The sequence below is a fragment of the Streptosporangium sp. H16 genome (assembly GCF_051918855.1).
Taxonomy (GTDB): domain Bacteria; phylum Actinomycetota; class Actinomycetes; order Streptosporangiales; family Streptosporangiaceae; genus Streptosporangium.
Window position 1 is genome coordinate 14,396 of record NZ_JBPXMD010000026.1, and the last position, 23,766, is coordinate 38,161.

The window sequence follows — 23,766 nt, forward strand, 5'->3', positions numbered from 1 at the left end:
CCAATGTCGGCTTCACCGTCATCTCTCTCCCAATCCGTCATCGTCACCAGGCTGCGGGCCGCCGGCTGTGTCTTCGCCGAGGACGAGGCGCAGTTGATCATCTCCACGGCGCGGACGCCGTCCGACCTCGCCGCCATGCTGGACCGGCGGGTCGCCGGTCTGCCCCTCGAACACGTTCTCGGCTGGGCGGAGTTCTGTGGGCTGCGGATAGCGGTGGACACCGGGGTCTTCGTTCCCCGCCGCCGTACCGAGTTCCTCGTCCATCAGGCCGTCGCCCTCGCCCGCCGGACCGCCGCCCCCTCCCCTCCCCTCGGTCCTCTCGGTTCTCTCGGCCCTGAAGAGCTCACCGTCCCCGACCGGCCACGGATCATCGTCGATCTTTGCTGCGGTTCCGGCGCGGTGGGCGCCGCGCTGGTCGCGGCCCTGGGCCGGGTGGAGTCGCACTCCGTCGACATCGACCCCGCCGCGGTGCGCTGTGCCCGGCGCAACATCGACGCCGCCGACGGCCTGGTGTACGAGGGTGACCTCTACGAGCCGCTGCCCGCCACGCTGCGGGGCCGCGTCGACATCCTGACCGCCAACGCGCCCTACGTGCCCACCGGGGCGATCGGGCTGCTGCCCCCGGAGGCCCGCGAGCACGAGCCGCGGGTGGCGCTCGACGGTGGCGCGGACGGGCTCGAGATCCAGCGGCGGGTGACCGCGGAGGCGGCACTGTGGCTGGCACCGGGCGGCCACCTGCTGATCGAGACGAGCGAGCGCCAGGCGCCCCAGACCGCGGAGGCCTTCGCCCGCAACGGGTTGATCCCGCGGGTGGTCGAGTCCGGCGAGCTGGACGCCACTGTCGTCGTCGGGACCATGCCCGCCCTCCGTCCGCCGCCCGGTCCGGCCCACGATCAGGGGATGGGCGGGTTCGGGTAGGGTTCACTGGTGAAATCGCTGTTCACAGCCATTTTTCACCGGCTGTGAACAGCGCGCCCGCCCGGTACAGGAGGTCCCGCGCATTGTCCGAGAGACGCGAACACGCAGCCGCCTCCCCCGCGGGGGATCGCGCCGATCTGCGCGCCGACTGCGAGAGCTGCTTCGCGCTGTGCTGTGTCGTGCCCGCCTTCTCGGCCTCGTCGGACTTCGCGATCGACAAGAAGGCCGGGCAGGCCTGCCCCAACCTGCGGACGGACTTCCGCTGCGGCATTCACACGCGCCTCAGGGACAGGGGCTTCCGGGGCTGCACCGTCTACGACTGCTTCGGCGCCGGGCAGAAGGTCTCCCAGGTCACCTTCGGCGGGCAGGACTGGCGGCGGGCGCCGCGGACCGCCGCGCGGATGTTCGAGGTGTTCCCCGTCATGCGGGATCTCCACGAGCTGCTCCGGTACCTGACCGAGGCGCTGGCGCTGCCGCAGGCCCGCCCCATCCGCGGTGAGCTCGGCCTCGCCCTGGAGGAGACCGAACGCCTCACCCGCGACACCCCCGACGCTCTCGTACGGCTGGACGTGGCGGCGCACCGGCGGGAGGTGAACGCCCTGCTGCTGCGGACGAGTGAGCTCGTCCGCGCCGGAGCCGGGCGCGGGAGGAAGGACCGCAGGGGCGCCGACCTCATCGGGGCCAAGCTGAGAGGCGCCGACCTGCGGGGTGCCAACCTGAGGGGGGCCTATCTCATCGGGGCCGACCTCAGGGGCGCCGACCTGAGGACGGCCGACCTCATCGGCGCCGACCTCAGGGGCGCCGACCTCTCGGGCGCCGACCTCACCGGGAGCATCTTCCTGATCCAGTCCCAGCTGGACGCGGCGAAGGGCGACGCCAGGACCACGCTGCCGCCGTCACTCACCCGCCCGGCTCACTGGTAGTCCCCACTCACCCGCCCGGCTCGGCGGTGGCCGGCGCTCCCCCCGCCCGGCTCACCGGCGACCACCGTCACTCTCCCGCCCGGCCCGTGAACAGCGCGGCGCCGTGGGCCGTTCCACAGCATCGAACAGCTCCGTTCAACGGCCCGGGTCCCAGGCCGGATCCGGGTATGCAGACAGGGGGCGGGCCGGGAGCCGCGAGGCGACCGGCCGCTCCCGCGGACCCGTCGCGCCCATCGGAGACACCACTGTGAGCATCCCCTTGCCCGCCTCGTTCGCCCACCACGTGATCGACGCCGACGGCGTGCGCGTCAACACGTACGTCGCCGGTGAGGGGCCCCCGGTCCTGCTGCTGCACGGCTACCCGCAGACGCATCTCATCTGGCATCGGGTGGCGCCCGTGCTCGCCCGCGGGCATACCGTGGTCCTCACCGACCTGCGGGGGTACGGGGACAGCGACAAGCCCCCCTCCGCGCCGGACCACGGCCCCTACTCCAAGCGGGTGATGGCGCACGACCAGCTGCTGGTCATGCGCTCACTCGGCTTCGACCGCTTCGCGGTGGCGGGCCACGACCGCGGGGCGCGGGTCGGCCACCGCCTGGCCCTGGACGAGCCCCGGGCGGTGACCAGGCTGGCCGTGCTGGACATCGTGCCCACCCGCCACGCGTTCCGGCACGCCGACGCCGCGTTCGCGCTCGGCTACTACCACTGGTTCTTCCTCGCCGCGGGCGACGGCGTCCCCGAGCGCATGATCGGCGCCGATCCCGGCCACTGGGTCCGCTCCCACATGAAGGTCCAGCACGGCGGGACCTCGTTCGACCCGGCGGCCCAGGACGAGTACGTCCGCTGCTTCTCCGATCCGGCGGCCGTCCACGCCTCCTGCGAGGACTACCGGGCCGCCGCGAGTATCGACCTGCGCCACGACGACGCCGACGCGGACGCGGGCCGGCGCGTGACCTGCCCCGTGCTCGCCCTGTGGGGCGAGCACGGTTTCGTCGGGCGCAGCTACGACGTCCTGGACGTCTGGCGGCGGTACGCGAACGACGTGCGCGGCCAGGCGGTGCCCAGCGGGCACTACGTCCCCGAGGAGGTTCCCGAGATGACGGCGGAACTGCTCGGCTCGTTCCTCTCCGAGAGCCCGGTCACGCTCGCGCGGTAGCGATGGGTGCGGACCGGTCAGACGTAGTAGCCCTCGACCGGTACGCGCGCCTCGTCGAACAGCGCGGGGCCCTCCTGGGGCACGTGCGGCCAGCCGCCTCCCGGCTTGAGGCCCGCGAACTGTTCGTTGGAGAGCGCGAACACGACGCGGCCGAGACCGGACCGTTCGATGGCGCCCGTGCACATGGGGCAGGGCTGGCAGCTGGTGTACATGGTCGTGGCCGCCGCGACGCCGGGGGCGAGCTCCCGTGCCGCCCACCTGGCCAGCTTCAGCTCGGGATGGGCGCTGATGTCGCCGTCGCTGAGGACCGTGTTGTGCTCCTCGGCGAGGACCGTGCCGTCCGGCCCCACCAGCAGCGACCCGAACGGGGCGTCTCCGGTCGCCCGCGCCTTGGTGGCGAGCTCGATGGCCCTGCGGAGATGGTTCTCGTCATTGTTCGTCATGATTGTCCTGTTCATGGTTGTTGGGTGCGCAGATCCCAGCGGGCGGCCACGGTCGCGAGCGCCTGCCAGGCCACCTCCGGGTGGCGTGTCTCCTCCGGGTCGCCGTCGAACGGGTCGAGCACGACGGTGCCGGCGCCGAGCAGGCGCAGCCGTTCGAGGTCGTCGAGGACCTGGTCGATCGTGCCCTCACCGGCGAGCCGTCCGGGGGCGGTGATCGGGGACTCGGTGAGCCGCAGGGCGATGCGGGGCGCGAAGCCGGGCACCGGCCGGCTCTCCTCGTCCGCGATGACCTTCAGCCGGTCCAGCCCCTCGCGCATCCGGTCGAGGGTGAGGCGCAGCGGGTGCCAGGCCTCGCCGAGGCGCACCACCCGGCGCAGGCCGGCGTCGCTGTTGCCGCCGACCCAGACCGGTATCCGCCCGGCCCCGTAGTCATCCTCGTCGTCCCAGGCGGCGCGCATCACCCGGAGATGGTCGTCGGTCAGCGCCCCGCGCCGCTCGAACGGGACCCCGAGCGCCTCGAACTCCTGCCGCGCCCAGCCGATGCCCACGCCGAGGACGAGCCGCCCGCCGCTGAGCCGGTCGAGGTTGGCGGCCATCCGGGCGACGAGCAGCGGGTGGCGGTACGGCACGATGAGCACCGTGGTGCCGAGCCTGATCCCGTCGGTGACCCCGGCCAGCCAGGCGAGGGTGGTGAAGGGCTCGTAGAACGGCGCCGGATACTGCTCGGCGACATCGGGGGTGATCACGACGTGGTCCGAGACCATGAGCAGGTCGAAGCCCAGGCCCTCCACCGTCCGCGCCCAGCCGCGCAGCACCCCGGGATCGGCGCCGGGCCCAAAATTCAGCATGTTAACGCCTATTTTCACCTTTTCAGACTATCGAGTGATCATCCGTGGCCGGAAGGGATTCATCCCGGCGTACGGCGCCATATACCGTTGATATGCCGGTATCTTTGCCGGATGGCCGAGAATCTCGACGCGACCGACTGGTCGATCCTGGTCGAGGTCCAGCGGGACGGCCGCATCCCGATCACCGAGCTGGGGCGGCGGGTGAACCTCAGCGCCTCCGCCACGACCGAGCGGGTCAGGCGGCTGGAGGCGACGGGCGTCATCACCGGCTACCACGCGAACGTCGACCTGGAGAAGGCCGGTTTCCCCGTGCTGGCCGTCATGCGCCTGAAGTATCCGGGCAGCCGGCACCAGCCACTGCACCGGCTGCTCGACGAGCGTCCCGAGATCCTGGAGTGCCTGCGGACCACGGGCGACGACTGCTACACACTGAAGGTGGCCGCGACCTCCATGAGCCACCTCGAAGAGCTCGTCGACGAGCTGGCCCTGCTGGGCAGCACCACCACCAACCTCGTCTACAGCCAGACGCTGCCCTACCGCGGCCCGCGGGACCCTCGGCCGGGCTGACCAGGGCTCCGGCGCCGCCGGCCTCCTCCCCCTCTCGCGCGGGAGGCTCCCTCGGTCGCCCGTGCCGGTTCCCGCGTCACCGCCGCCCGCCCGCCGCGAGGGCTAGGAACGGCGGGCGCCGCAGCCGGTCGCGACGGCCGTGATCCGGGTGCGGCCCTTCCTTTCCGCCGCGGGACCGGCGTGGTCGTCGCGGCGGGCGCCGTCTCGCTCGCCGCTTCCCACCGGCAGGGGTCCCAGGCAGGGGCATCCGAGGTCCGCGCGCTGGATCAGCACCGGTGAGCTGCTGGGGTCGAGCTGGGCCGTGCCCGCGTAGGTGGCGACGACGCGATTCATCCCCGCGGGCAGGTCCGAGACGGTCAGGGTGGCGAGGCCGCCCGCGTCGAGCTGGGCCACGCCCAGCTTCGCCCCGTCGGTGGCGAAGCCGACCTGCCCCGTGGGAACGGTCGCGTCCGAGGCGGTCACCCTCGCGGTGAAAGTGATCGGGCCGCCGTCTCCCGAGGGACACGTGGAGGTCAGCGTGGTCGTGGTCGTCGCCGTTCCGCAGAGCTGCGCGAAGGGCCGCACGACGGTGTTCGTGTCCAGGGTGATCGCGCCGCGGCTCAGCAGGCGGCCGACCACGGTCGCACCGGTGGTCGCGGTGATCGCGCTCAGCGCGAGGACGTTCCCGGAGAAGGCGGAACCGGTTCCCAGCGTGGCCGAGGTGCCGACCTGCCAGAAGACGTTGGCCGCCTGGGCGCCGTTGACGAGGGTCATCGTGCTGGCGGGCGCGGTGACGAGGGTGGAGGCGGCCTTGAAGACGAAGACGGCGTCCGGGTCGCCCTGCGCGTCGAGGGTCAGGGTGCCGGTGAGCCGGAAGGCCCCCGTGGCGGAGTCGTAGACGCCGGGCGTCACGGTGGTCCCGCCGAGCTCCGTCGCGACGGTGGCGTCGGCGGGCCGGCCCGCGGCGTCGTCGTAGGCGGCGGTCAGGTCCGTCTGGGCCTGCTGGGCGGTGGCGCCGGCCTGCAGGACGGTGCCGGACGGGAAGCCGCTCAGCGTCGCGCCCGGCCATGCCCCGAGGTCCCCGGTGACGAGGGTGGGGCCGGTGTTCTTGACGACGTCCCGGCCCAGGACCACGAAGTTCGCGGCCGTGCCGAGCGGCACCGGCGTCGCCGCGCTCGCGGCCGCCGGGGCGGGGGCCACCGCACCCGCGATCGCCGGGGCCACGGCCGCCGCGCTCCCGGTCGCCACGCTCGCGGCCGCCGGGGTCACGGTCACGGCTCCCAGCGCGGCCACGGCCGTGAGGAGCCCCGCCAGCCGGGAACGGACGGTGTTTCGCGGCACCACACGAGGTCGAACGGCCTCCATCATGATGTTTTCCTTTTCTTGTGAAACTGCCCCGTCGAGGCGCATTTCCAGCGATGCACCACTCCTTCCGACCCTACCGATCGACGAAGCCGCACTCGTTATACGACATACATACGAGTCTCATTGACACCGGCCCGCCTTCCACCAGCAGGGATGGCCGTTTTAACCGAAAATGAAAACGTTTGGTGCACTTATATAAAACTGCAGCCGTAAATCACTTCCCGATTTCGAAGCACCGGGCGGCTGTGGACATTCTCCGCACACGTGATCAGGACTCCGCCGCCCGGCCGGTCGCGACGTCCCGCCCTTCGGGACAGCATCTTCGGCACCCGCTCCCTTTCCCGTCGAAGGCCACTCCACAGGTGCCGCACGACGGGCAGAGGAAGACGGAGGGGCGCAGCCGGCAGGGCATCGAGACGACATGGCTGCCGAGTAGCCGGTCTACGCCGTCACCGTCGAATTCGACGCCCTCCGGCACAGGCGCGGCGTTGATGACGGGATAGGGCCGGGTGCACGACGCGCACCGCCGCAGTTCCCAGCGGGCGTGGCCCTGCGGGCACTCGCACGAGTAGGTGCCGTCCCGCCTGGACCGGTACGCCCGCCAGGGATCCGGCCTCCGCTGCAGGCAGACCGGGCATCTCGTGTACTCGGCGAGGCTCTCGGCGTTCGCGGTCAGCTCGTCCGCCACCCGATCCAGGAGTTCCGCCTCTCCGGCGCCGTCCGGACGACCGGCGACCCGGGCCCTCAGCGACTGCAGCCTCGCGCGGGCTGCGGCCAGCTCGCCAGGCGCGGGGGGCCGGGTGACCAGGAGTCCGGTCTCCTCGGCCCGAAGCCAGTCCGCGCCGTCACCGACCTCCCGCGCGTACGCCTGGCGGCACCGTATGGAGAGCGGATGGTCGCGGTGCCGCTCCCGGGCGAGAACGCTGTACAGGCTCCGGGCGAGTCGGACCACACTGTCGATCTCCATCGGCGAGATCGGCAGCAGCCCCACGCCGCCGCGCCTCCAGGGCACAGGCGAGTCGCAGCCGGAGAAGACCTCGAGGCGTAGCCGTTCCGGCAGCGCCTGCCGCTCCTCGAACGTACCCGGATAGACGATCAGGGTGGGGATCACGGGTTTCTCGGTGATCAGCCGCTGCGTCTCGTCCCGGGTGGCCGACGTCCGGCCGTGACCGGTGAGGGCGTGCGGAAGAGCCAGGACGCGGAGCACCGCCCGCCCGCCGACGGCGACCTCGAAAACCTCTGTGGGCAGCCACGCGAGGGTCACAGCCGTGCCCGTGGCCGCGACGTCCCCGGTGCCCAGCCGAATCGGCGGTCCTCCGCGGGTGAACGGTGACGCTCCCCCCGCCCCCGCGGGCCCATCTGACCCGACTGGCTTGCCGAGCAGGCCGAGGTGGTCGAGCGCGTGGAGGAGCAGCAGACCGGTGTAGACGGTGAACCCCCGGCACCAGTCCTGGATCCGGGCCGAGGGGGCGTCCTCACGATCTCTGCCGGTACGGTCGTTCACCCACGCCTGCCACAGGTCGCGCACCCGGCGGTAGCGCCCCTCGTTGACGAAGAGGTTCGTGGCCCGAAGCGCGGTCCCGATCTCGGCCTGCCGGTTGACTCCCGGCAGGACGCCGCCACCTCTCAGCGCGACGAGGGCGTCCCTGACCGCGCCGAGCTCCTTGCGTCTCACCGCGGCCAGGTCCTTCCACGTCTCGTTCGCCACGACTCCCTCGATCAGGTCGAACAGCTTGCCCTGCTGCCGCCATGGCCGATCGACGGCGTCCGCGACGTAGCGGTCAAGGTCGCTGAACATCTCGTCGATACGCGCCACGGCGTTCAGCCGGGCCACGACGTCACCCCAGAGGTGGTCGACCAGCCGGGCGGCGACGCGGTTCTCGTAGAAATCCAGGTTCTGCTCACGCGAGGACGCGAGGACCACTTTCGGCTCGACGCCGTCCGGCCGCAGCCGGTTCCAGTCCTCGCTGTGCCCGGCCAGCCGGGTGATCGTCGCGGGCGTGATCCGCCGCGCCAGGCCTACCGGCACCAGCCGGTTCACGACCCGCAGCCGGTCGGCCGGGTCATGGCACACCGCGCGCAGCGCGTCGAGATGCTCGGCGATCTCGTCGTCCATCCTGCGCCGCCGCAGCCGCGGCCCGATCTCGGTGTCGCCGAGCAACGGGCTTTCCCGCAGCCACCGACCGGCCGGTTCGACGCCGAGCCGCTCGAGCCCGGCCGCCACGCCGAGGACGGCGCGTTCGGTCACCTCGTCGGGCAGCGCGCACGGGTCGCAGGCGCCGTGCGTGGCCTGCCTCCGGTCCTCGTCCCACAGCGTCCAGTCGCCGATCGCGACGAGATGGTCGCCGGACCGGACGCGACGGCCCGCCAGGGACAGGTCGCGTCCGCCGGAGGGACCGCGCGGGCCGAAAACGCCTCCCCTGCCGGAAGTCCTGCGCCTGCCCGAGGCGCTCCCGCCGCCCGGCGCGCCCTGCTCGGCGTCGACGAAGACGTACCGCCCGATCGGCACCGGTCCCGAGGGCGGCGGATCGGCCTCGCGGTCAAGAAGCCGGTCCCAGAGCCTGACCCGCATGGCGTCACGCCTCCCCTCGGTGGTGCAGCTCGTCGTTGAGCAGTTCGACGGCCCGGATCGGGCGGTCGGGGTCGCCCTCAGCGGCGGGCAGTTCGGCCCAGAATTTCGGAAGGTCGTCACGGAGCGCCCTGATGGTGTCGCTGCGGAACTCGTAACGGCCGCGGACCTTCCGCAGCACCTTCATCGCCAGCGCGTGGTCCGCGGCCTCCCGGACGGTCCCCCCGGCGTCGACGACCACGGGGACGAACCACGAGAGCTGCTTGACACTCCGCGGCCCGGTGGAGATCCGGAAGTCCCGCCGCAGCCGATCACCCAGGTCGCCGCCCAGAAAGGCGCGCACCAGATGGGCGGACCGCTCGTGCCGTTTCCGTGCCGCGGCGAAGGCCCGGTTCAGCGCTCTGAACGAGAACGGCGGGAACGGCTCGGTCCGCTCGTACTCGAAGTGTTCCGGTTGTGCGGGCAGCTCGATGACGTTGGACCGATCGAGCGTCTTCTCCGCGAAGCCCACCGTGGTCTCGTCCTGGTTGGCCGTGCCGATGAACCAGACGTTCCGCGGCAGGGGCAGCCTGATCCCGTCGACCAACCCGCGCGGCGCCGGCTCGACCCTCGCCGTCATCAGGTCGAGCCCGATCTGCCCGCCGGCCGTCCGCGGCCTGAGCTCGAGCACGTGCAGCACATCACTGAAGTACTGCTCGGGGTGGGACAGGTTCATCTCGTCGAGGACGATGAGGAACGGCTGGGACCGGTGCTCCGGGCAGTTGGCCCGGTAGAGCGCCTTGGTGAACTTCGACTCGTAGAACCGCCGTTCGAAGGCGTTGTAGTAGCCGGTCAGGTCCTGTGGTGTGCGCCAGTCGGCACCGACCGGCACGGTCTCGGCATGCGTCTGCAGGGCCTTGGCGAACGCCAGCGGAAGTTGCGTCTTGCCGATGCCGCTGGCGCCCTGCAGCAGGTGCAGGCGGGTGGCGGCGAGCCCGGCGAGGAAGATCCGCAGGTCGGACTCCGCGTAGAACAACCTCTCCTGCTGGGCGATGACGTGCCGCAGCCGGTGGACGAACTCGTCGATCGGCGGCAGCTCCTCCACCAGGTCGTCGCGTTCCCCGGCATGGCGCGCGTCCATCTCGGCGCACGTGGGAAAGGGAGACTCGCTCTCCTTGCTCCGCCTGAGCCCTTCGGCGTTCTCCTTCAGCCGTACGACCTCGTCCTTGTAGGCCTCGACGTCGGCGGCCAGCGCCTGCTTGACCAGTTCCTGCCGCTCCAGCTCCATCGCGGTGATCTGGTACGCGGAGAGCTGCCGCTGCAGGCGGGAGTTCTCCTGCATGAAGAAGGCGTGGTCCTCCTGCCAGCGCTGCTCGGCCTCGCGCAGCCGGTTCAGCTCGGCCTTGATCTCGGCGGGCGGCCGGTGGCCGCGGAGGGTGGTGTTCTCCTCCTGCAGCCGCTGAAGGTCCGCGACGACGTGTTCGGGCTCGCGGCCACCGAGCGCCAGGCGCAGCCGTTCATGGGCGGCCAGCCGCTGCTCCAGCAGCTTGTAGTCCGCGACCATGTCGTCGTGTCGTCGCTGCAGCGCCTGGAGCCTCAGCCGGTCCTGCTCGGCGAGCTGCTCGGCGGACCGTTCGATCCGCTGCTCGACGAGCTGCCTGGAGTCCTCAAGGTCCTCTCGCTCGATCTTCAGGCGCCGTTCCTCGGCGCGCAGCTCGCCGCGCTTCTCGTCGAGTCGCGCGCCTTCCCTGGCGAGTTCGGCGCGGGCGTCGGCCAGCGCGGCGCGGACGGCGGCCCCGGCCTTGCTCCGAGCCTCCTCATCCTGCCGCGCCGCCCGCAGTTCGAGCTCGGCCAGGTGTTCCTCGCGCTCACCGCACTCGGCCAGCCGCCGGCGCAGCTCCTCGGTCATCCTGGCGGTCCTGGCGGCCCCCGCCTCCTCGCGGCCGGCGATGTCGCGTTCCCGTTCGTCGAGTTCGCGACCGCGTTCACCGATCGCCTTCTCGGCCGCCCGGATCCCGTCCCGCGCGTCCTCAAGGTCCCGCTCGGCCTCCTCGAGCGCGTGTCGCGCGTTCTCGGCCCGGCCGGTGGCGGCCTCGTACGCCCTCTTGACCTGGTCGATCTGCCGCCACAGCCTGTCGACGGCGAGGTAGTCGGAGTCGGCGGGCGGTTCGGCCGGCTCCGGCAGGTTCTCGGCACCGCCCACCGCTTCAGCCGCTTCGGCAGTCGCCTCGGGCAGGGCCTCGGCCAGTTCCCTACGGTTGACCGGCCCGGCGGGCCTGCGGGTGGTGTTCGCCCGGCCGCCGGCCGCCGTCCCCGCGCGCTGCGCCTGTGCCTTCGGCCCTCTGCCCTTGCCCATTCAATGCCCCTTCGTGGAGTCTTTCGAGCCGTACGGGTGCTGTGCGGCCCGCGAGTGCTGCCGGTACGTGCGTCCTGGGTGCCGCCGGCCCGGCGCGCCGGTCACGAGACGGGAGGGAGCCCCAACAGCTCCGAAGCCGCCTGCTCCCCGAGTTCCTTGCACCACTTCAGGTCTTCGGCGACCGACTGCCTCCCGAGCCGGTGCAGCTGGCCGTTGCGCATCTGGCGCAGCTGGTCGTAACCGAAGAGCAGGTCGCCCCGGCGTGCGAGCATGCGGCGCATCGGGTGGTCGTCGCGCGCCTCCGCGCTGATCAGGGTGGCCGCGATGAGCACGCCGATCTTCGTTCCGTCCGGTGGCCTCGGTTCACCGGCCAGCTCTCCAAGGGCGTCCGCCCCGGTGTTCAGCACGGAGTAGGGGACCTCGAAGGCCCCCATCCGTTCGGCGGCCTTCCTGATCGTCTCCCTCGCCACCTGCGCGGTCCACAGCGGATCGGGGCCGTCACGCCGGCGACGCCGCCGCTCCGCCGCCCGCCTCCGAAGCGGCTCGGCGTGGTGCGCCGGCATCGGATACGCGATCGTCAACCGGTGGAACAGTTCCTCGAAGAGCGAGAACGCCGCCCACACCGCCATGCGCAGCGCCTGATCGGTCTCGCCGTCGTAGGACGCGGTCCGCAGGTCGACGAGTTTCTCCAGCACACCGGCGTCCTCGCGGACCCTCGCGCCGAACTCCATGGCCAGCTCCGCCTTGGCCTGCGCGCGAGCCCGCTTGGTGGCACTCTTCAGGTTCGCGCCGGCCGCCTCTCCCTGCGTCTTGAACAGCCGATCCAGCCGTTCCGCCAGTTCCGGGCGGCCGGCGGCCCAGTGCTCGACGATCCGGCCGAACATCGCGTTGGTGGTGACGCCGAACGGGTCGTGTGCGACCCAGACCTCGCCGGGCAGGTCGGGTCCGGCGGCCTCGATGACGCCGAGGATCTCGACCGGCTCCGGTTCTCCGATGAGGGCGACACGGGCGAGTTCGGCGAGCGGCTCTCCGGTGGCGACGCGGCCGCCGTAGACCGTCTGCTCCTCCTCCATGTCCTGGAGCGCGGCCAGACGGTGTTTACGCGCGAACTCCTGGGAGCGGGCGTTGATCCGGGCCAGCCGGTCGCGGCGCACGACTTCCATGATCTGTTCCGGGTGTGGCGGCCCGGGACGTTCGCCGTCGGCCCTCATCCGCAGCGCAGGCACCTTGGCGGGCCGCCCGGCCGTCCCGAGATCCATGATCACTTCGTCGGTCTCCCGGTGGACGACGTACACGTCCGGCAGTCGCTCGGCGGTGCGCGGCCACAGGTCTCCGGTCACCGGGTCGTGGAAGACGTAGCGCACCGCCCACTCGGTGTCCTCGTCGACGGTGCCGGTGCGTAGCGCCGCCCGTCCCCGCTCGGTGGGCTCGCCGCCGCGGTCCAGCAGGTCGTCCCGCTTGGCGGTGTCGATGATGTACGCGCACAGCCGCGTGTGCAGCCCTGTCAGCTCGCTCACCCCCTGGGGGGTGCGCACGCCGGTCTCGCACAGTCCGAGGACGACCCGCTGGAAGAGGTCGAGACCGCGGCGCGGGACGAGAGGGGCGGTGACCCGGTAGGCCCAGGCGGGAACGGCGACATGGATCCGCCTGTCCTTGTCCTGGCGGATCAGCGGGCCGTCGCCGATGAACGACAGGAACCTGGGGTTACGAAACGAACCGGCCATGGTCTCCTCCCTCACGGCACAGCAGCAGGAAGTCGGTGAGCGGCGCCACTCCGTCCGGTGCGCGCGGTTTCTCGAACATGGCCGCGTCACCGACCACCACCAGCAGCCGGCGCTGCCGGCTCATCGCCACGCAGAGCCGGTTGGTCAACGTGAGGTGGCCGTAGCGGCGGCCCACCCAGCGCCGGTGCGCCGCCGGATCCGCGGGCGGGGTGTCGTCGCCGGGCGGCGCCGATCTGGTGGCGGAGAGCAGGACGATGTCGAACTGCTTGCCCTGGAAGGAGTCGACACTGCCGATGTGCAGCCGGTTCAGCGGCTTGCCCTGGCTGTCGTGGCGGTACCGATCGGCCGCCTCGTAGTGGCCCTTGTCGTTGCGGACGGCCACGCCGAGGTGCTGCAGGGCGTCGCCGATCTCCTGCACCTGACGGGTGTAGAACGACATGACTCCGATCCTGAGGTCCGGAGCGGCCTCGAGCAGCGCGGGAATCCGCTTCACCAGCCAGTCCTTCTCGGCGGGGCGGTAGGTGCTGCGGGCCCGGAACTCGCCGCCCCTGTCGGCGGGGACGTCCGCCCATACGGCGACCGCCTCGCCGTACTCCGGCAGGCCGTGCGCGAAACCCTCGGTGCCGCGCGGAGACCCCAGGGTGTTCCTGTAGAAGTTGCGGCTGACGAAATCACCCAGGACGCTGTGCATCCGGAACTGCGCGTTGAGGGTGACGACCCGCCGGACCGGTGAGCCCTTGTTGTCGTGCGCGCGAAACAGCCGCTCGAAGAGGCTCTGCCGCAACACCTCCTGGGTCGACCCGTCCTGCCGTACGAGCGCCCGTTCGACGTCGGGCTCCAGCAGGGGCGGGAGCTGGAGATGGTCCCCGACCAGGACGATGCGGCGGGCCGCCAGCGCCATGGGGATCATCAGGTCGAGCGGGTTGGCGCGGGCCGCCTCGTCGATGATGACGGTGTCGAAGACGACGTCCTCGTCGGTGTCCACCTGCTTGGCCTCGACCACCTTCTGGGAGGCCGCCTGCTGGCAGGTCGTGGCGTACGAGGCGGTGTAGGCCCGCAGCGTCCACTCGACGGCCGGCGGGTCACCCTGCAGGGCCTCGTAGTAGTCGGCCAGGGCCAGCGTCACCCCCATGTCGGGGGTGCGCCGCAGAGACTCCTCCATCTCCGCCACGGCCTGGTTGAGCAGGTCGTTGACCGCCGGATCGGCGGCGCGCACCGGTTCGGGCCCGGCCTGCGGCAGCAGGCGGTCGATCAGGCGGTCGCGCAGCGCGGCCAGCTCCTCCCGTGGCACCGGCGGGTGGTCGGGATCGCTGTCCGCGACCCGTTCGAGAAGCGTGAGATCCGCCGCGGCGAGACCACCGTTCGCGTCACCACCCGCGGTCGTGATCGCGCGTAGCCGGCGCAGCGCCTTGGCCGCCGCCTGCGGGCCGTCATCGGCGAAGGCCTCCGGCGTCGTGCGCAAGGCGCGTGCGGCCATCAGCGCGAGCTCGTGGGCCTCGTCCACCGGCCCGCTCCACCCGCCCGGCGGCGCGGTCGCCAGGGTGATCCGCAGCTCGTCGCGGGCCGCCCGCAGGCGCTCGGCCAGCGCGACGGAGATGTGCGCGCGGGCCCGCTCGTGCACCTCCGTCAGCAGTTCCACGGTGCCGTCGGGAGCCGGTGGCGTGAGCCAGTAGCCGGCGACGAGGCCGCTGAGCCGGCGCAGCGTCAGCACCGCCTCGCCCGGCTCGCCCAGCCGCTCGGGGAGGTGCGCGGCCGCCGTGTCCCGCAGCCGGTCGCGGAGTACGGCCGCACCCCGGTCGGCTCGGTCGATCTTGTTGGCCGGGATCCCGAAGACCATGGACCGCTCGGCCATCTCCTCGACGGCGGCGTGCTGGAAGCTGGCCAGCAGGATGCTGCCGCGCACGTGGGCGTACGATCTGCCGGACTCGGCCAGCCGGGTCTGGATCGCCGATATGACCTCCGTCTTCCCGGTGCCCGGCGGCCCCTGGATGATCGCGATGTCCGGGGTGTTGAGCGCCACGTCGATCGCCTGCCGCTGGCGCTCGGTCGGGTCGCCCTTGAAGATGGCCCAGGTCGCCTCGGAGTGCGGCTCGATCCGCTCCGGAGGATTCGCCACGACCTGCTCGCCCTCGAGGAGTGCGAGCAGATTGGGGATGTTCGTACCTCCACGCAGGATCCGTTCGTACGCCGTCCTGCGCCGGACCAGTTGCCTGCGGTCACCGCGGAACGAGCGGAACAGGAATCCCTCCTGCCCCGGCTGGACGGCCTCGTCGCCTCCGACTCCCGCCGGGCCTCGGCGCTGCAACTCGGTCCGCTTGATGTCGATCGTGCCGTCGGCGACGTCCACCGCGACGACGGTGCCGCTGAACAGATGCTTCTCAAGCCGCTGCCGGACCACCTCCCAGTCGTCGGCCTCCGTGGCCTCCTCGTCGTCGGCCACGTCGGTGCCGGGATTGGCCAGGACGGGTGGCAATCGCTTGGACGCCTCCAGTTCCAGGGTCTCGCCGCCCTTGAGCGCCTGCTGTGCCTGCTCCAGCAGGGAGCGCCGGTGGCCCACGGGATCGTCGGTGGCGACGACCTGGAACCGGTGGACCTCACCCGCGAGCCGGCTCCAGCTCCGGTAGGTGATGTACCCCGTCTCCTCCACCCGCCTCAGCAGATGGCGCGCCTCCAGCCGGTTGTACTGGTTCCACAGCGCCAGGAGACCCTTGCCCTCGGTGAGCCGTTCGATCCATCGCTCCATGTCGGCACGCATCTCGGCGACATGGGAGACGTCCTTGAAGTCGACGTTCGTGGTGACGAGCCGCAGCCGGCGGCCCAGGTCGGCGTTGGCGGTACGCCTGATCCGGTGCATGTGGAGGCGGCCGTCCCTGGTCCGGATGTCGGCGACGAAGCCCCTGCCGTGGAGGCGGTAGCCGGTCGGCGCGCCGTGCTCCCCGACCACCGTCGAGATGATCACACGTCCGGGCGTGTCCGCCGACGCGCGCGGTACCGCGGGCAGCAGGAAGCGCTCTCTCAGCCAGCCGATCGTCCGATCGGTCCGCGTCGCGTAGGCCTGGCTGCCCTCCCACGTGGCCACCGTCCGCGCGATGTCATGGTCGACGGCGATCTCCTGCGCCGGCAGCGTCCCGCCCGCGTCGTACCGGTGGAACGTCACTCCGAGCTGTGCCGCCCGAGGCCTTTGCCCGGTCAGTTCGCGTGACTCCACAACGATGGCGACGTAGTGCGTTCCACCGCGTCTGACCGACTCCAGCTTCTCCGCGTCCTCACGCTGTACGGGCGCCACCGGGGCCTCGGCAGCGCGTGTCCGAGCGAACGCCTGGTGGTTCGGCGACCACCACAGCCTTATCTCGTCATCGCACCTCGGGCGGTCGGCACTCTGCCACTTGAGCCAGACGAGGGCCTCGGCGCCCGGCAGCGGAGCCGTCTGCGGCCGCTTCACGACCGGGCCGCCGATCGCCGTACGCGGGCGAACCGCAGCATCCGGTGCGGACTTCCCGGCGGGCCGAACCGGATGATCCAGCGCGGCGCGGCCTGATCCGCCGGCACGGCCAGCTCGTCCGAGGGTTCGATGACCAGGCCTTCGTCCTGGTCGATCGCCGATGTCAGCCAGAGAGGCACCGGCCCCGGGTTCCTGATCGTCAGCCGGTGTCCCGGCTGCCAGTGCAGCCATGCCACCGGCGCGGTGTCGTACTCCGCCGCGTCCATGCGCGAGGTGCGCCCGGTGATCGGGAGCCATGCCCCCGGCGGTACCGCCAGCGTCTCACCGGCGGGCGCGGGCTTCGGCATCCCCGAGCGGACGAACTCCACCACGGCGACGAGGGGATCGGGGGCCTGGAGGCCGCACCAGGGACAGGCCGGCGCCCGCATGTCGACCGACTGCGGGCAACCGGCGCAGGCCAGGGTCAGATCGGCGGCCGAGCGCAGCGCCGTACGCCACTCGGCGACCGTGGGGCGCGCCCTGACGTCGCTCAGCCCGTCCTGGAACGCCCGGCGGGCGAGCTCTCCCAGCTTCGATGTCAGCAACCGCTCGCGCGGCAGGCCGTACCGGGTACGGTTCGACCGGTCGTCCGGGTGGTCGATCCACGGCAGTTTCCCGCTGAAGGCGTGTTCGAGAAGTTCCGGGCCGCCTTCCTGGACGGCGTCGCCGAGAAACGGGTGCGTCAGGGTGAGGACCTCAAAGGCGATCACGGCGAAGGCGTAGGCGTCGGTGGCACCGCTCACCCCGGACCGCCCGTCCAGCACCTCGGGCGCCGCGTACCCCGGGGTCGCGACGGTGTCCGGCACGACGGACTCCGACCGCACGAAGTCGACGTCGACCAAGCGGACCTCCTCGTGCCGCGGGGTGTCGGAGACCATCACGTTGGCCGGGGACGGATCGGCGTAGACGACGCCCTTGGCGTGCAGCGCGGCGAAGGCGTCCGCGGCGCGGCTCAGCAGCCGGAGCCGACGCCGCAGTCCCCCCGTTTCCGCGTACCAGCCGAGCAGGTCACGGTCGTCGGGCGCCGACACCAGCGTCTGGACCGCGACCATGTCGTCGAGGAGTTCCATCGAGTACCCGACGTGCGGCGCGGCCAGCATGGCCAGCGGGCGGGCGATCGGCACGCCGCCGAGATCGAGCCGTCTGATCACACCGATCCGGCTCCGCAGCCGCTGCGCGACCCGGGGCGTCCGGGCGTGCATCATCTTGACCGCCACCCTGCCCTCCGAGGCCCACACCTCGGCCTGGCCTCCCACCCCGATCCGGCGCAGCAGCGCGAGCGGCCGTCCCTGCTCGTCGCGGACGACCGGACGCCCGGCGTCGTTCATGCCAGGAACTCGTCGAGTTCGTCGAAATCGATCTCCGCGGAGGACTGCCGGCCCACGCGTGCCTGCCGGCTGACGCTCATGGTGAGCCAGGAGAAGTAGCGGCTCAGAAGATGCACCTGGTCGGCGCGTTGCGGCTCGATCGACGGGTCGGCGACGAACGCGCGCAACACCTGGAAGTCGTCGTCGTCCATGTCCTGGCCGATGCCGACGGCCAGCCTGATCGCCTTGGCTCCGCGCGGCGAGGCGAGCAACCGTCGAAGCGGCTCCTCCCACTTGTCGGTCGGTTTTCCGTCGGACACGAGGATCAGCGTCGGCATGAACGCGTTCCGCGGGATCACCTTCTCATCGGCGAGCAGCTCCGTGAGCAGGTCGAGCGCGGCGCCGAAGGGGGTGCGGCCGCCGGCTCGGAGATCGCTCCACTCCAGGTCGGCGGCGGGAACAGGCGGTTGGTGCAGCACCGCGCCCTGCCCGCCGAAGGCCACGACGCCGACCTGGATCTCGCCCCGGACGGGCCGCTCGGCGGCGAAGCTCCGGATCATCGTGGCGATGGACTCGTTGAGCGTCTCGAGCTTGCGCAGCTGCGTCATGCTGCCGCTGACGTCGGCGAGCACGATGACGGGCAGGGCCCGGGGCGGGGCGGCGCGGGGACGTGAGAGAGGCACATCGGAGGGTGTTGCCTGGGCCAAGGCTACCTCGCCAATTCATATTGATCAGCCAAAAAAGCAGAGCCTTACAGGCTGTCGACGTTCATACCGAAAGTCAAGATCTAACCAATAAATAAAAATGGACATTCTCTATAAAATCCGACTTTCGCTTATTTTTGTCGCATACACCTTGGTCAATACGTGACCGGAAACGGTTGATCTTCGGCATCTCACCCTTGTGATTCAGGCGCCCGTCCGGCAGGCGACACGCGCCCCGACCTGGCCCGGTCCGTACGGCGCGGCGGCCCGGACGGCTCGCGCGTCACTCCGCCCCCGCGAATCAGCCGAGAGGTCACTTCCGCTCCTGCCGGCAGCCGCCCGTCAAGCACTACGAAAGCGGCCTGCAACTTGAAATGCCTACAAAGGTAGATAGAAGCGGAAGGATCTTCACTTTCTTACCCGAAGTTCTTTCCGGCCGTCCGGTGATCCTCGACTCCACCCGCAGGTGGGGCGGACCGATCAGGACCGACCCGAAGGAGAGAACATGCACGGCGAGAAGCCGATGAGAACGGCGAGGACCGGCGGTGCCCGGCGCCGATGGGCCGGGGCCGTGGTGGCGCTGGCCACCGCGGCGGCCGTGGCGGGCCTCGGGGCCGGTCCCGCCTTCGCCGACGTACCGAACGGCGCGGCGAACACGCCCGCCGTCAAGACCCTCGCCACGGCTCCCGGTCCCCCGTCCGGCGCCACGTCCGGCGCCACGTCCGGCGCCACGGCCCTCGTCACGGATCCCGGCCCCGCGTCCGACGCCCGCCTGGAACGTTTCATCGGGAAGGCGCCGAAGTGGAGGCGGTGCGGCCTGTTCAGATGCGCGACCCTCACCGTGCCCGTCGACTACGCCGACCCCGGCAACGGCAGGACCTTCACCCTCCCCCTGATCAAGGCCCCGGCGAGCAGGCCCGACCAGCGGATCGGGACGCTCGTCGCCGCGGCCGGAGGGCCGGGACAGTCCGGCACCTGGATGGTGCGCACCTTCCACGAGACCTGGCCCGCGCAGATCCGCGAGCGCTTCGACGTCGTCGGCTTCGATCCCCGCGGGGTGGGCGGCAGCAGGCCCGCCATCGACTGCAGCCTGCGGGCGGGTGACAAACCCATCGGGAAGCCCCGTGCCGACCTGCCGCTGGTCGGTGAGGTCGCACCGTACTACCGGCTCATCGTCCAGGCCTGCGCCCGCGGCACCGGCAAGGACGTCCTGCCCCACGTCGGTACCGCCAATGTCGTCACCGACCTGGAACTGCTGCGCGCGGCGCTGCGCCAGGACACGATCAGCTTCCTCGGCTACTCCTACGGCACGAACATCGGCCAGCGCTACGCCGACCGCTTCCCGCGCCGCGTCCGCGCCATGGTGCTCGACGGCATCGACACCGCGCACCTGAACTGGGACACCGACTCCCTGCACGGCGCCAGGGCCCACACCGCGGCGCTGCACTCCTTCGCCCGCGCGTGCGCCCGCGACCCCCGGATGGCCTGCCCGGCCGGCAGCGCGAAGGGCGTTCTCGCCGCCATCGACAAGGTGATCGCGCGGGCGAAGGCCAGGCCCCTGCGCGGGGGCAGGTACGACCTCGACGCCGACACCGTGCGAGCGGTGATCGGCGGCACCCTCATCGACCCCTCCTCCTGGCGGGAGCTGTCCACCGCGCTGGGCGCGGCGGCCGACGGGGACGGAACCCCGCTCGCGGACCTGCGGGTCCGGCTCGGCGCCCCCTCGGTGTCCCTGCCCGTCGACGAGGTGACGAGCGTGGTCAACTGCCTCGACCGGCCCCACTCCAGGAACCTGAGGGACTACGAACGGCTCGCCGGGCAGATCCGCCGTATCGACCGCCTCTCCGACGGCACCAACCTGACCTGCGCCTTCCTGCCCTCACCCGCGGTCGCGCCCACCCCCGCCCGCGCCAGGGGCGCCGGGCCCATCGTGCTGGTCAGCCACACCCGGGACGCGCGCACACCGTACCGCTGGGCCAGGGAGGTCGCCGGGAACATGTCCTCGGCCGTGCTGCTGACCTACGACGCAGACGGGCACACCGTTTACGCCACCGGCGTCTCCTCCTGCGTCGACGACACCGTCACCCGCTACCTCGTCGACCTGACCCCGCCCAGGGACGGAGCGCGCTGCACCCGGTGAGCGGGAACGCGGCGAACCCGGGATCGCGCGGTGCCGGCACCACGCGGCGCCGAACGGCGAGGGGCACCTGCGCGCATCTCCGGCCGTGCGGTTCACCCGCGCCGGGACGCGGTCCCCTCGCCCCGGCCTTTCCCGCGCGCCACCCGGCGGACGTGCGCGGCGGCGCCGGAGGAACTCAGCGCCTCCCGCCGGTGAGCCTGCCCGTGGACAGGGTGGCCTCGGCGCCGTAGAAGCGGCCGACGCGCTCGACCTCCCTCTCCAGCTCCCCGGTCCGGCCGGAGTCGAGCTTGACGAACGACTCCAGCCTGATCTCGACCCTGCCGCCCTTCTCGCTGCGTTCCCACATCCCGGAGACGACCCCGTCGACCAGCATGATCTGGTGGGCGACCGCGCCCTCGTACCTGCCCCGGCCGTGCTCGAAGACGCGCGCGGCGGTGTCCTTGGGCACGACGACCTCCTTGGGACCGCTGCCGAGGACGTACGCCTCGTACTGCGGCAGCAGCCGCAGGCAGCTCGGGCCGGACGGCCAGCGGTCGTCGTCGGCGGCCAGGACGTACGCCTTGCGCCCCTCGACCTCGACCCGGGTGACCTCGTCGCCGAGCGACTCCAGCGCCTCGCGCGCCTCGGGCGGCCTGAGCGCGAACCAGCGGGCCAGGTCCTGGTGGGTGGCGGGGCCGTACGCGCGCAGGTAGCGGCGCACGATCTCCATCGCCGACTCCTCGGGGTCGGGCTGGTCCCCGACCTCGGTCCTCAGCCCCGCCCACCGGTCGGGCCTGACGTAGGTCACCTTGGCGCCCCGTACCGGCCCGAAGCAGAGCACGCCGAGGTAGGCGACGGGACGCAGCAACTCGCCCCAGTTGGAGGCGAGCCTGTCCTTGGCCCACGCGCCGACGCGCCCGGAGACCTCCCCGGCCAGCTCCTCGCGGGTCAGGCACTCGCCGTCCAGCGCCTCGCGGACCGCGTCGACGAACGCCTCGCCCTGCTTGGCGGTGAGCCCGTGGTAGGCGTGCCAGCCGTCCTTGGCGCGCCAGTAGGGCTTCCAGCGCATCGCCGCCATCCACAGCGCCAGCTCGTCGGCGGCGTGCACGTGCAGGGTGCCGCGCAGGCTGTACGTCTTGACGAGGCGCTTGCTGTCGTACAACTCCGCGCGGACCCGCTCCCGTGTCGCGCCCTTCACCCGCGACCCGATGGCCAGCTCGGCCGCGGCGGCGACCTGCGACTGCACCCCGCACACGTCGCGCACGGGTTCGCGCGGGTCGCCGGAGGCGGGTTTCACGAGATGGTGGCGAGCCAGCCGCCGCGCGTGGACCTGATCCCAGGTGAGTGAATTCATGGTCCCCGTCTCTACCCCGTGAGGTGGAGGTGAACCTGGCCGCGCCGGACGCCGGCGCCGAGGTGGTTACCGTCCCGGACCGTCTCGAGCGGCGCCACGCGGGCGGCCGTCACCCCGCGGGCCCGCCTCGCGCGGTTCCTCGGCGAAGTCCTCGACGCGCCCCGGGGTGGCCGGTCCCGGCGGGTTCCGTCTCCGCCGGGGAGGGCCGAGGAGCTCAGCCGGGAAGGACCGTGAGGCCGGAGCGGGCGACGATGGCCTGGAGCGCGGCGACGTGGCCGGTGTAGGCCGCACGCCCCTCGCGGGTGAGGCTGAACCACGTTCTCGGGCGCTTGCCGACATGCCCCTTGCGGATCTTCACGTAACCGGCCGCCTCCAGAGCGCTCGCGTGCTTGGACAGCACCGAGTCGCTGACGCCCAGGTTGTCGCGGACGAAGGCGAACTCGGCCTCGTCGGCGGCTGCCAGCAGCGAGACGATCTGCAGCCGGGTCGGCGCGTGGATCGCCGGGTCGAGCCGCGGGGTCATCGCTCCGCCCGCCTCGCGGTCCGCCTGGACATCCACCTGGCCAGCAGCGGCGAGGTGATCGCCACGATCGCAGTCATGATCAGGCCCATGATGGTGCGCGGGTAGGCGAGGCCCAGCTCCGTGAACCACAGCGCCAGCGGGGCGGACGCGGCGACCGTGACGAGCAGCCAGCCGGTGAAGCCGGCCCACGCCCACGGGTCCACCACCGAGGAGTGCGGGCGCAGCTTCGCGTCCCTGACGTCTCTCACGAACTTGAGAACGGCGAGGACGAGACCGGCCGACAGGGCCGGCACGGCGATCCCGAGCCACCAGGCGGGCGGGATCTCGGTGACGAACTGTATGGCGGTGACGAAGGCCCAGACCGCCACCGGATACCAGGCGGGGAACATCGGCGGAGCGGCGCGCAACACCTTTCGCCGCGTCTCGTGGACCTGGGCCAGCGTCCGCGCGGCCTCTTCGGGGGTGATGTCCATGCCCGCTCCTTTTGTTTTCCTAGTTGGAAAGTACTTTCTCCTTTCCGTATCGTCAAGTACTTTCCAGGGCCGGTCAGCCCGCGTCGAGACCGGTCAGGAAGGTGAGGGACTCCTCGGAGGGGCTGCCGGGCTCGGCCTGCAGGAGGAGGAGCCGCTGCCCGGAGGCATGGCCGACGTCGTAGGTGGCGCCGGTCACGTCCAGCTCGCCCACCATGGCGTGCCGGACGCCCTGGGGCGTGCAGGTCAGGTCATCGGCGTCCCTGCGGGCCCAGAGCTTGCGGAACTCCGCGCTTTTCAGCGACAGCTCGCCGACGAGCTCGGTGAGGTGGGGGTGCTCCGGGTCCGCGGCGGCCACCAGGTGCAGCGACGCGACCCGTGCCCTGGCCAGCCGCTCCCAGTCGAGGTAGAAGCTCCGCGCCGCGGGGTCGAGGAAGACCATGCGCAGTAGGTTGTCGCGGTAGTCCATGCCGTCGTACAGCACGTCACCCGGCCGGTTCATCGCGAGCACGTCCAGGAAGCGCCCGCACACGAGCGCGGGGGTGGCCGGCCAGCTCCGGATCAGCGTGACGAGCCCGGGGCCGGCCGTTTCCGTGGTGCCGCCACGCCGGATCGGACGCCGCCGCGCCAGCTCGTACAGATACCGGGAGGCGTCCGGCCCGAGGGCGAGCACCCGGACCAGCGCGTCGAGCACCCGTCCCGACGGATCCCGCTCGCGCCCCTCTTCCAGCCGCGTGTAGAAATCGGCGCTGACACCGGCCAGCATCGCCACCTCCTCGCGGCTCAGCCCCGGCTCCCGCCGGGAAGCGGAGTCCGGCGGCCCCACCTGGCGAGGAGGGGCAGCCTCACGCCGTTCGCGAAGAAAATCGCCCAACAGATAGATATCGTCCATAAAATCACCGTATTTCGGAAATGTGAGGTCAGGGGGTCCGGGTGACTACCACCCAGCCAGGCCCCGCCGCCCCCGCCGGCGGACGGCGC

18 protein-coding genes are annotated in these 23,766 nt (G+C 71.8%); 5 read left to right on the forward strand and 13 right to left on the reverse strand.

Translation table 11 applies throughout. The features are described 5' to 3' along the window. Nucleotides 1-3: 3 nt before the first annotated feature. From ACTOQ2_RS32710 to ACTOQ2_RS32720, 3 genes are all read left to right on the forward strand, one after another. Complete coding sequence (locus tag ACTOQ2_RS32710; protein ID WP_440104677.1) at nt 4-918, forward strand: putative protein N(5)-glutamine methyltransferase; 915 nt, start codon at nt 4-6, stop codon at nt 916-918. Between the two features lie 83 nt (nt 919-1,001). Continuing rightward, a complete protein-coding gene (locus ACTOQ2_RS32715) occupies nt 1,002-1,841 on the forward strand; it encodes a pentapeptide repeat-containing protein (RefSeq protein WP_440104678.1) in 840 nt (279 codons plus the stop codon). A 247-nt stretch (nt 1,842-2,088) separates the two neighbouring features. Beyond that, nucleotides 2,089-2,997 carry an alpha/beta fold hydrolase gene (locus tag ACTOQ2_RS32720; protein ID WP_440104679.1) on the forward strand — a complete coding sequence of 303 codons (909 nt, stop codon included), beginning with the start codon at nt 2,089-2,091 and terminating at the stop codon, nt 2,995-2,997. A gap of 17 nt (nt 2,998-3,014) precedes the next feature. Here ACTOQ2_RS32720 and ACTOQ2_RS32725 read toward each other — a convergent pair whose 3' ends face one another. Both ACTOQ2_RS32725 and ACTOQ2_RS32730 read right to left on the reverse strand, forming a co-directional pair. Next, on the reverse strand, nt 3,015-3,440 hold the full coding sequence (locus ACTOQ2_RS32725) for a nucleoside deaminase (RefSeq protein ID WP_440104680.1): 426 nt from the start codon (nt 3,438-3,440) through the stop codon (nt 3,015-3,017). Nucleotides 3,441-3,451: 11 nt separating this feature from the next. Beyond that, entirely contained in the window at nt 3,452-4,288 is an 837-nt protein-coding gene (locus ACTOQ2_RS32730; protein ID WP_440104681.1) for an LLM class flavin-dependent oxidoreductase, read from the reverse strand. A gap of 111 nt (nt 4,289-4,399) precedes the next feature. Between ACTOQ2_RS32730 and ACTOQ2_RS32735 the strand changes: the two genes are divergently transcribed. Beyond that, the gene (locus ACTOQ2_RS32735; protein WP_440104682.1) at nt 4,400-4,855 is read left to right on the forward strand and encodes an Lrp/AsnC family transcriptional regulator; all 456 of its coding nucleotides are present in this window, start codon (nt 4,400-4,402) and stop codon (nt 4,853-4,855) included. A 102-nt stretch (nt 4,856-4,957) separates the two neighbouring features. Here the strand turns inward: ACTOQ2_RS32735 and ACTOQ2_RS32740 are convergent, their stop codons facing one another. From ACTOQ2_RS32740 to ACTOQ2_RS32770, 7 genes are all read right to left on the reverse strand, one after another. After that, entirely contained in the window at nt 4,958-6,175 is a 1,218-nt protein-coding gene (locus tag ACTOQ2_RS32740) for an ice-binding family protein (protein WP_440104683.1), read from the reverse strand. Nucleotides 6,176-6,467: 292 nt separating this feature from the next. Next, entirely contained in the window at nt 6,468-8,771 is a 2,304-nt protein-coding gene (locus ACTOQ2_RS32745; RefSeq protein ID WP_440104684.1) for a hypothetical protein, read from the reverse strand. Nucleotides 8,772-8,775: 4 nt separating this feature from the next. Continuing rightward, nucleotides 8,776-11,103 (reverse strand): AAA family ATPase, encoded by a 2,328-nt coding sequence (locus ACTOQ2_RS32750; protein WP_440104685.1) that lies wholly within the window; start codon nt 11,101-11,103, stop codon nt 8,776-8,778. A 101-nt stretch (nt 11,104-11,204) separates the two neighbouring features. Beyond that, nucleotides 11,205-12,827, reverse strand: coding sequence for a hypothetical protein (locus ACTOQ2_RS32755; protein ID WP_440104686.1), 1,623 nt, complete (start codon nt 12,825-12,827; stop codon nt 11,205-11,207). After that, entirely contained in the window at nt 12,808-16,269 is a 3,462-nt protein-coding gene (locus tag ACTOQ2_RS32760; protein ID WP_440104687.1) for a DEAD/DEAH box helicase, read from the reverse strand. Before ACTOQ2_RS32760 ends, ACTOQ2_RS32755 begins: the two co-directional genes overlap by 20 nt. Continuing rightward, nucleotides 16,266-17,636 (reverse strand): protein kinase domain-containing protein, encoded by a 1,371-nt coding sequence (locus ACTOQ2_RS32765; RefSeq protein WP_440104688.1) that lies wholly within the window; start codon nt 17,634-17,636, stop codon nt 16,266-16,268. Before ACTOQ2_RS32765 ends, ACTOQ2_RS32760 begins: the two co-directional genes overlap by 4 nt. Continuing rightward, nucleotides 17,633-18,298 carry a vWA domain-containing protein gene (locus ACTOQ2_RS32770; RefSeq protein ID WP_440104689.1) on the reverse strand — a complete coding sequence of 222 codons (666 nt, stop codon included), beginning with the start codon at nt 18,296-18,298 and terminating at the stop codon, nt 17,633-17,635. The genes ACTOQ2_RS32765 and ACTOQ2_RS32770 overlap by 4 nt, the downstream gene beginning before the upstream one ends. 526 nt (nt 18,299-18,824) lie before the next feature. Here ACTOQ2_RS32770 and ACTOQ2_RS32775 point away from each other — a divergent pair. Beyond that, nucleotides 18,825-20,459 (forward strand): alpha/beta hydrolase, encoded by a 1,635-nt coding sequence (locus ACTOQ2_RS32775; protein ID WP_440104690.1) that lies wholly within the window; start codon nt 18,825-18,827, stop codon nt 20,457-20,459. A 175-nt stretch (nt 20,460-20,634) separates the two neighbouring features. Here the strand turns inward: ACTOQ2_RS32775 and ACTOQ2_RS32780 are convergent, their stop codons facing one another. From ACTOQ2_RS32780 to ACTOQ2_RS32795, 4 genes are all read right to left on the reverse strand, one after another. Continuing rightward, on the reverse strand, nt 20,635-21,792 hold the full coding sequence (locus ACTOQ2_RS32780; RefSeq protein ID WP_440104691.1) for a winged helix DNA-binding domain-containing protein: 1,158 nt from the start codon (nt 21,790-21,792) through the stop codon (nt 20,635-20,637). 214 nt (nt 21,793-22,006) lie between these two features. After that, nucleotides 22,007-22,315, reverse strand: a complete 309-nt coding sequence (locus ACTOQ2_RS32785) for a winged helix-turn-helix domain-containing protein (RefSeq protein ID WP_440072177.1) — start codon at nt 22,313-22,315, stop codon at nt 22,007-22,009. Next, nucleotides 22,312-22,788 carry a hypothetical protein gene (locus ACTOQ2_RS32790; protein ID WP_440104692.1) on the reverse strand — a complete coding sequence of 159 codons (477 nt, stop codon included), beginning with the start codon at nt 22,786-22,788 and terminating at the stop codon, nt 22,312-22,314. Before ACTOQ2_RS32790 ends, ACTOQ2_RS32785 begins: the two co-directional genes overlap by 4 nt. Nucleotides 22,789-22,861: 73 nt before the next feature. Then, a complete protein-coding gene (locus tag ACTOQ2_RS32795; RefSeq protein ID WP_440104693.1) occupies nt 22,862-23,677 on the reverse strand; it encodes a helix-turn-helix transcriptional regulator in 816 nt (271 codons plus the stop codon). Nucleotides 23,678-23,766: the final 89 nt, after the last annotated feature.